We start from the raw sequence: 5,756 nt of genomic DNA, 5'->3' as shown, positions 1-5,756 counted from the left end.
GCAAGGGCGTTTACATTCGAGCTTTCACCTCCTGGGTCACCCCTTAAGGGGGTGTCGAGTATCACTACGCGGGCAAACAACCAATTCCCGCGACCGGACTTTCACCGGCTAGACAAGCAACCGTATAGGCTGCATACGAAGGTCACGAAGGGGCAAATGTCTCAGCGACGCTTCCGCTCCCAGCGGTTCATCACGCCGCCGTTCTCCAACTCCCAATGCCAGGTTCGCCAGACGAATTTGTAGGACTGATCCGATAGCTTCAAGTAAGTTTCATCGGGCTCCCACTGAGCCAATTCCTTCCCGGCCATCAGGTGCGCATAGGCGGCTTTCTCCAGGTAGTACATCATCACCACCGCCTGGGCCACGTCGCACCCGACCGTGACCGCGCCGTGATTTTTCAAGATCACCGCCTTGCCCTGGCCGAGAGTTTCCGCGACCTCGCGCCCGTCGCTTGCGCTATAGATCAGGTTGCTGCGAAAATAAGGGACTCCTTTGCCAAAAGGTATGGAGGGCGGATGAAAGGTATGCAGTTTTCGATCGGTCGCCGACAGCGTCACGGCATGAAAAGGATGCGCGTGCACCACGCCGCCGACGTCGGGCCGCGCCTTGTAGATCTCCGTATGGATAAAGGTCTCGCCCGAGACGTGCTGCGTCCCTTTGACAGGCCGGCAGGAAAAATCCAGCTCCATGACTTCGTCGGGATCGAGCGGCTTCGGCGCGATGCGCATACGGGCGAAGAGCAGTCCTTCGCGCTTCGACTCCGGCGGCAGCCGCCCGCTCACGTGGCCGTAAACGTCTTCCAGCTCGCGCAGGAGAACCCGCGCGCCGAACAGCACGTCATCTGATATTGTTTTCTCCGCTGGACTTGCGGTGCTCCGCCCTTTTTTCTTCGCCATCGCGACGATTCCTCCGTGGACTCTGAACTGAAAAAGTTTTTAACCATTAGCACGACTGAAGCGAAAGGAGCAACCGTGAGGCAATAAAAAGCCCGGCCGCCGGAAATCCGGCGGCCGGGCCTGTACCGCTATTTTAACTTCGACGACCTGACGCTCAAGCGTCAGTCGAACCTGCTGTCGCGATCACGTCGCCACTCCCAGTAATTCTCCGCCAGCTCCCGCCGATCGTGCCTGAGTTCCGCCTCGGCACGGCGGACTCTCGCCTCGCCTTCGCGGACCCTTTCGCGGTCCTGCGCAATCGTCCGCGGATGGGCTCCCTGGCGGAGATGGCGGTCGAGGATTTCTCGGTCCAGCAACAACTGTTCATTGGCGCGGTCCAGCACCCGCTGGTCACGGCGAACTTCTCTCCGGTCGTTCATCAAGTCTTCACGGGTGTAACGATCGTTGACGAATTCCCAGGACTGAGCGATCGCCGGTGAGGTTGGACCGATAAGGGATCCCGCCAACAATCCGCCCAGCACGAGTCTTTTGTATTTGTTCATATAAACCTCCATTCTATTATTTTAGGCAGCGTCGCTGCCTATCGTTTGATTTCGCAATGGCCATGCCAGCCGGAACTGCCTAAAATCAGGCATTTTCGCCGGAGGCGCTGATACCAAAGGTAGTAGCGGGTGAAAATTTTACCGTGGGGTGATCAACCCAAGGACGTTAACTCTGCAAACAAGAAGCGGCCGCTTCGTCGAGGAACCAAACCAGCCGTCCATTCTGAGGAGCGATCCGCTGCGCGGGCAGGTCCTTCGATCGCTGCAGCACGTCTCTCAGTACCGCCGCCTTGCTCTCTCCCGCGACGAGAAAAAAAATATTCGCCGCGGGATTCAACACCGGCAGCGTCAGAGTGATGCGATAGCTCTTCAGTTTTTCAACGTACGTCGCAACGACGAGCCGGATGGTCTCGTTCAACGCTTCGCTGCCGGGGAACAGCGAGGCGGTATGGCCGTCGTCGCCGAGGCCGATCAAAATCAAATCAAAGCGCGCCAGCTCCGCGCCCGAGAGCCGAAAGAAATCTCGAATCGTCCGCTCGTATTTAGCGGCGGCAACTTCCGGTTCCAGCTCCGCCTCGATCCGGTGAATGTTTTCCTTCGGCACCGGAACTTTGGAGAGGAGGGTTTCGAAGGCCATGCGATAGTTGCCGTCCGGATGATCCGGCGGGACCGAACGTTCGTCGCCCCAAAAAAAATGACTCTGGCCCCAGGGAACCCGCGCGCGAAACTCGGCGCTCGCGAGCAGAGAATACAGCGACTTTGGCGTCGAGCCGCCGGAAAGCGCGACGGTAAATCGCCCGCCCGTGGCGACGCTCCGATTGGCCAGCCGGACAAATTCCAGCGCAACGCGCGCGCTCAGCTTGGCGATATCTTTACAGACGATGCGTTCGAAATCTTTCATCAGGATGTAGGGGCGATTCGCGAACCGCCCCTATCTATGATTTGCCAACCGTTTCATACTTTCCCTGCATCTCAGTTCAATTCCCTCACCCGGCGGGAGAGGGAAGGGGTGAGGGTTTTTATGGTCAGCATTATGTGCTCTGCAATTGCATCGCCCCGAAAGAAGCGGCTCCTCGGAGCGCCGCCTCCTCGTTCAAGATGACGTGCACGGGAACGCGCGAGACAAATTCACTGTAGCGGCCCTTATCGGTGAAGGCGCGCAGAAAATCGCCGTCGACGAGCTTCGGCAGAATCTTCGGCGCGATGCCGCCGCCAACGTAAATGCCGCCGAGCGCTTTCGCTCGAAGCGCGAGGTTGCCCGCCTCGGCGCCGTATGCGGCGACGAACAGGTCGAGCGCCTGGACGCAAATCTCCGCTTCCTTGGCAAGAGCGGTTTGTGAAATCACGGCGCCGGGATCCCCGGAGGCCAAACGTTCTTTTAACCACTCGGGCTCGGCCAAATGCTTCGCGTCTCTAAGAAACGAGTAGATATTGAAAAGGCCGGGTCCGGAAACGACGCGCTCGTAGCTGACGTGACCGAAGCGCGGGATCAGGTGCGAGAGCAATTCCATCTCCAGCGGAGTTCTGGGCGCATAATCCGCGTGGCCGGCTTCCGACGCCAAAACACGATAGCCGCTAGCGGCCCAACAGAGCACCGCCTGGCCCAGCCCGGTGCCCGCGGCGATGAGTCCGATGTTCGCTTGCGGCTCGGGATTCCCGGCATTCAACGTCAGAAACTCGCCGGCATCGAGCGTCAACGCGCCGTAGCCCGCAGCCTCCAAATCGTTCAGCAGCGCAACGGAATTCAAATTCAGACGGCGCGCGATTTCGTGCCCGTCGATGAACCAGGAGAGATTCGGCGTTTTGGCCGTGTTCGCAATGACGGGTGCTGCGATGCCGAAACAGGCGGCGGTGATCGGCGCCGTCGAGCCGGCCAGGAATTCCCGCAGGACGGATTCGAGCGAAGGATAATCTTTGCTGGGAAAACTTTTTTTGACCGAGGGAACGAGCTTGTCGTTCTCAACGGAATACAGAGCGAGATTCGTCTTGGTGCCGCCTATGTCGCCAGCGAGGATCACAGTCAGAGTTTTGAATTTTGAGTGTTGAGTTTTGAATTAAACTCGAAACCCGGAACGCGGAACTCGAAACTATTTATAGCCTTCGCCATTCGCGCCCGTCCTTCTCGATAAATTCATCCGCTTCCTTGGGACCCGAGCTCCCGGCCGGGTAGCCTGCCAGATCTCCGTTTCGCGTCGCCCGTCCTGTTTGGAGGAGAGGAGTAAGAATCGACCACGCCAGTTCGACCCAGTCCTGGCGGATGAAAAGCGTCGAGTCGCCGCGGATGCAATCCACCAGCAACGTCTCATAGGCATCCGGCAACGCCGCGCCGAAGGCGGCTTCGTAATCGAAGTCGAGGCAGAGCGAGTTCACGCAAATCTCCGGACCCGGCGGCTTGACTTCGAAAGTGAGCGAAATGCCTTCGTCCGGCTGAATGCGCATCACGAGCACGTTGGAATTCAATTTATCCACCGAGCACGATTTGAAAAGCAGCAGCGGCGGCCGCTTGAAGTGAATGGCGATCTCGGTGACCCGCTTGGCGAGACGCTTGCCCGAGCGGAGATAGAACGGCACGCCCTCCCAGCGCCAACTATCGATCGAGAGTTTCAAGGCCGCGTACGTCTCCGTCGCGGAGCCCGGAGCGACGCCGGGTTCTTCGCGGTAGCCGGCCGCCTTCTTCCCGGCTACGGCGCCCGCCTCATACTGGCCGCGCACGACCACTTCGTCCAGGTCCGCGGGCGAGATCGGCCGGATCGCCCCCAGCACTTTCGCCTTTTCGTCGCGCACGGGATCGGCGGCAAAGGCGACCGGCGGCTCCATTGCCGTGAGGCAGAGAAGCTGCAAGAGATGATTCTGAAACATATCGCGAATCACGCCCGCTCGCTCGTAGTACTCGCCGCGGCTTTCGATGCCGACGGTCTCCGCGGCGGTGATCTCAACGTAGTCCACGTAGCGCCGGTTCCAGATCGGCTCGAACACCGCGTTGCCGAAGCGAAAGACTAAAATATTCTGCACCGTCTCTTTTCCCAGGTAGTGGTCGATGCGGTAAACCTGGCTCTCGTCGAAAGCCTCGTGCACCTGGCGGTTCAACTCCCGCGCCGTCTCCAGATCGGTGCCGAAAGGCTTCTCGATCACGACCCGCGTCCAACAGCCCGCGCGCGCGTGCCGGCCCGCCAGCCCCGCGGCGGCGATTTGCTGGATCACCGGGCCGTACTGATCGGGAGGAATCGCCAGGTAGAGAACTCTTCTGCCGCCGGTGGCGTATTTGCTCTCGAGATGACTCAGCGAGTCTTTGAGCCTCAAGTAACTTTCCGGCTCGCGATGATTGGCGGGAAGGTAATAGAGGTCGCGGGCAAACCGGTCCCACTCCTTGGGGTCGCTCGGCCCGCCGCGCGCGAATTCGCCGACGGCGTCGCGCATCTTGCGGCGAAACTCTTCATGGCTCATTTCGCTCCGCGCCGTGCCGACGATGACCATTCCTTCCGGCAGCCGGCGCTGCAGCGTCAGGCTGTACAGAGCGGAAATGAGCTTGCGCTTGGTGAGGTCGCCGGTCGCGCCGAAAATCACCAGAGCGCAAGGCTCCTGCTTCTCCGTTCCGTCGTACGGCGCGGGCATCACGTCGTCACTCCTTTTTGACGGGATGGCCGCCGAACTCGTGGCGCATCATGGCGAGCAGCTTATCGGCGAAGGAATCGGTGTCGCGCGAGCGGAAGCGCTGCAGCAGAGACAGCGTGATGACCGGCGCGGAGATCTCGAGGTCCACCGCCTCCGTGACCGTCCAGCGTCCTTCGCCGGAATCCTCCACGTGCGGCGCGATGCCGCGCAATTTAGAGTTTTCGGCGAGGCCGGCGGCAATCAGATCCAGGAGCCAGGAGCGGACCACGCTGCCGTGGCGCCAGATCTCGGCGATCTGATGAAGGTCGAACCTGAATTCGGTCTTGGCTTCCATCAGAGCGAACCCTTCGGCGAAGGCCTGCATCAGCCCGTACTCGATGCCGTTGTGAATCATCTTCACGAAGTGCCCGGCGCCGCTCGGACCGACATGGCCCCATCCTTTATCCGGCGCGGGCGCGAGCCCTTGAAAAATCGGCTTCAGCCGCTCGACGGCTTCGCCGTCGCCGCCGACCATCAGGCTGTAGCCTTCCGTAAGACCCCAAATGCCGCCGCTGGTGCCGACATCTATATAATGGATGCCGGTTTCCCTGAGCGACTCGGCCCGCCGGAGCGTATCTTTATAATAGCTGTTGCCGCCGTCGACGATCGTGTCCCCCGGCTGGAGCTCCGGAAGCAGCGCCTGAATCGTATGATCGACCGGATCGCC

6 protein-coding genes are annotated in these 5,756 nt (G+C 60.2%); all 6 read right to left on the bottom strand.

Translation table 11 applies throughout. The features are described from left to right. Nucleotides 1-161: 161 nt before the first annotated feature. Nucleotides 162-896, bottom strand: a complete 735-nt coding sequence (locus tag VGL70_18120) for a class II aldolase/adducin family protein (protein HEY3305442.1) — start codon at nt 894-896, stop codon at nt 162-164. Between the two features lie 161 nt (nt 897-1,057). Next, complete coding sequence (locus tag VGL70_18115; GenBank protein ID HEY3305441.1) at nt 1,058-1,438, bottom strand: hypothetical protein; 381 nt, start codon at nt 1,436-1,438, stop codon at nt 1,058-1,060. Nucleotides 1,439-1,604: 166 nt separating this feature from the next. Next, nucleotides 1,605-2,339: a 6-phosphogluconolactonase gene (gene pgl, locus VGL70_18110; GenBank protein HEY3305440.1), complete on the bottom strand. Its 735-nt coding sequence runs from the start codon at nt 2,337-2,339 to the stop codon at nt 1,605-1,607. A 130-nt stretch (nt 2,340-2,469) separates the two neighbouring features. After that, nucleotides 2,470-3,456 (bottom strand): glucokinase, encoded by a 987-nt coding sequence (glk, locus tag VGL70_18105; GenBank protein HEY3305439.1) that lies wholly within the window; start codon nt 3,454-3,456, stop codon nt 2,470-2,472. Between the two features lie 73 nt (nt 3,457-3,529). Continuing rightward, the gene (gene zwf / locus VGL70_18100) at nt 3,530-5,050 is read right to left on the bottom strand and encodes a glucose-6-phosphate dehydrogenase (protein ID HEY3305438.1); all 1,521 of its coding nucleotides are present in this window, start codon (nt 5,048-5,050) and stop codon (nt 3,530-3,532) included. Between the two features lie 7 nt (nt 5,051-5,057). Next, the coding region (gene gnd / locus VGL70_18095; GenBank protein HEY3305437.1) for a decarboxylating 6-phosphogluconate dehydrogenase at nt 5,058-5,756 on the bottom strand (699 nt) is incomplete at its 5' end.

The organism is Candidatus Binatia bacterium, from assembly GCA_036504975.1.
Classification (GTDB): Bacteria; Desulfobacterota; Binatia; order UBA9968; family UBA9968; genus JAJPJQ01.
Note: the sequence above shows the minus strand (reverse complement) of the source record. Positions and strands in the feature narration are given on the sequence as shown.

Excerpts from the sequence above, each read along its gene's own strand:
- VGL70_18120 (HEY3305442.1), bottom strand. The coding sequence starts at position 896 with ATGGCGAAGAAAAAAGGGCGGAGCACCGCAAGTCCAGCGGAGAAAACA.
- VGL70_18115 (HEY3305441.1), bottom strand. The coding sequence starts at position 1,438 with ATGAACAAATACAAAAGACTCGTGCTGGGCGGATTGTTGGCGGGATCC.
- pgl (HEY3305440.1), bottom strand. The coding sequence starts at position 2,339 with ATGAAAGATTTCGAACGCATCGTCTGTAAAGATATCGCCAAGCTGAGC.
- zwf (HEY3305438.1), bottom strand. The coding sequence starts at position 5,050 with ATGCCCGCGCCGTACGACGGAACGGAGAAGCAGGAGCCTTGCGCTCTG.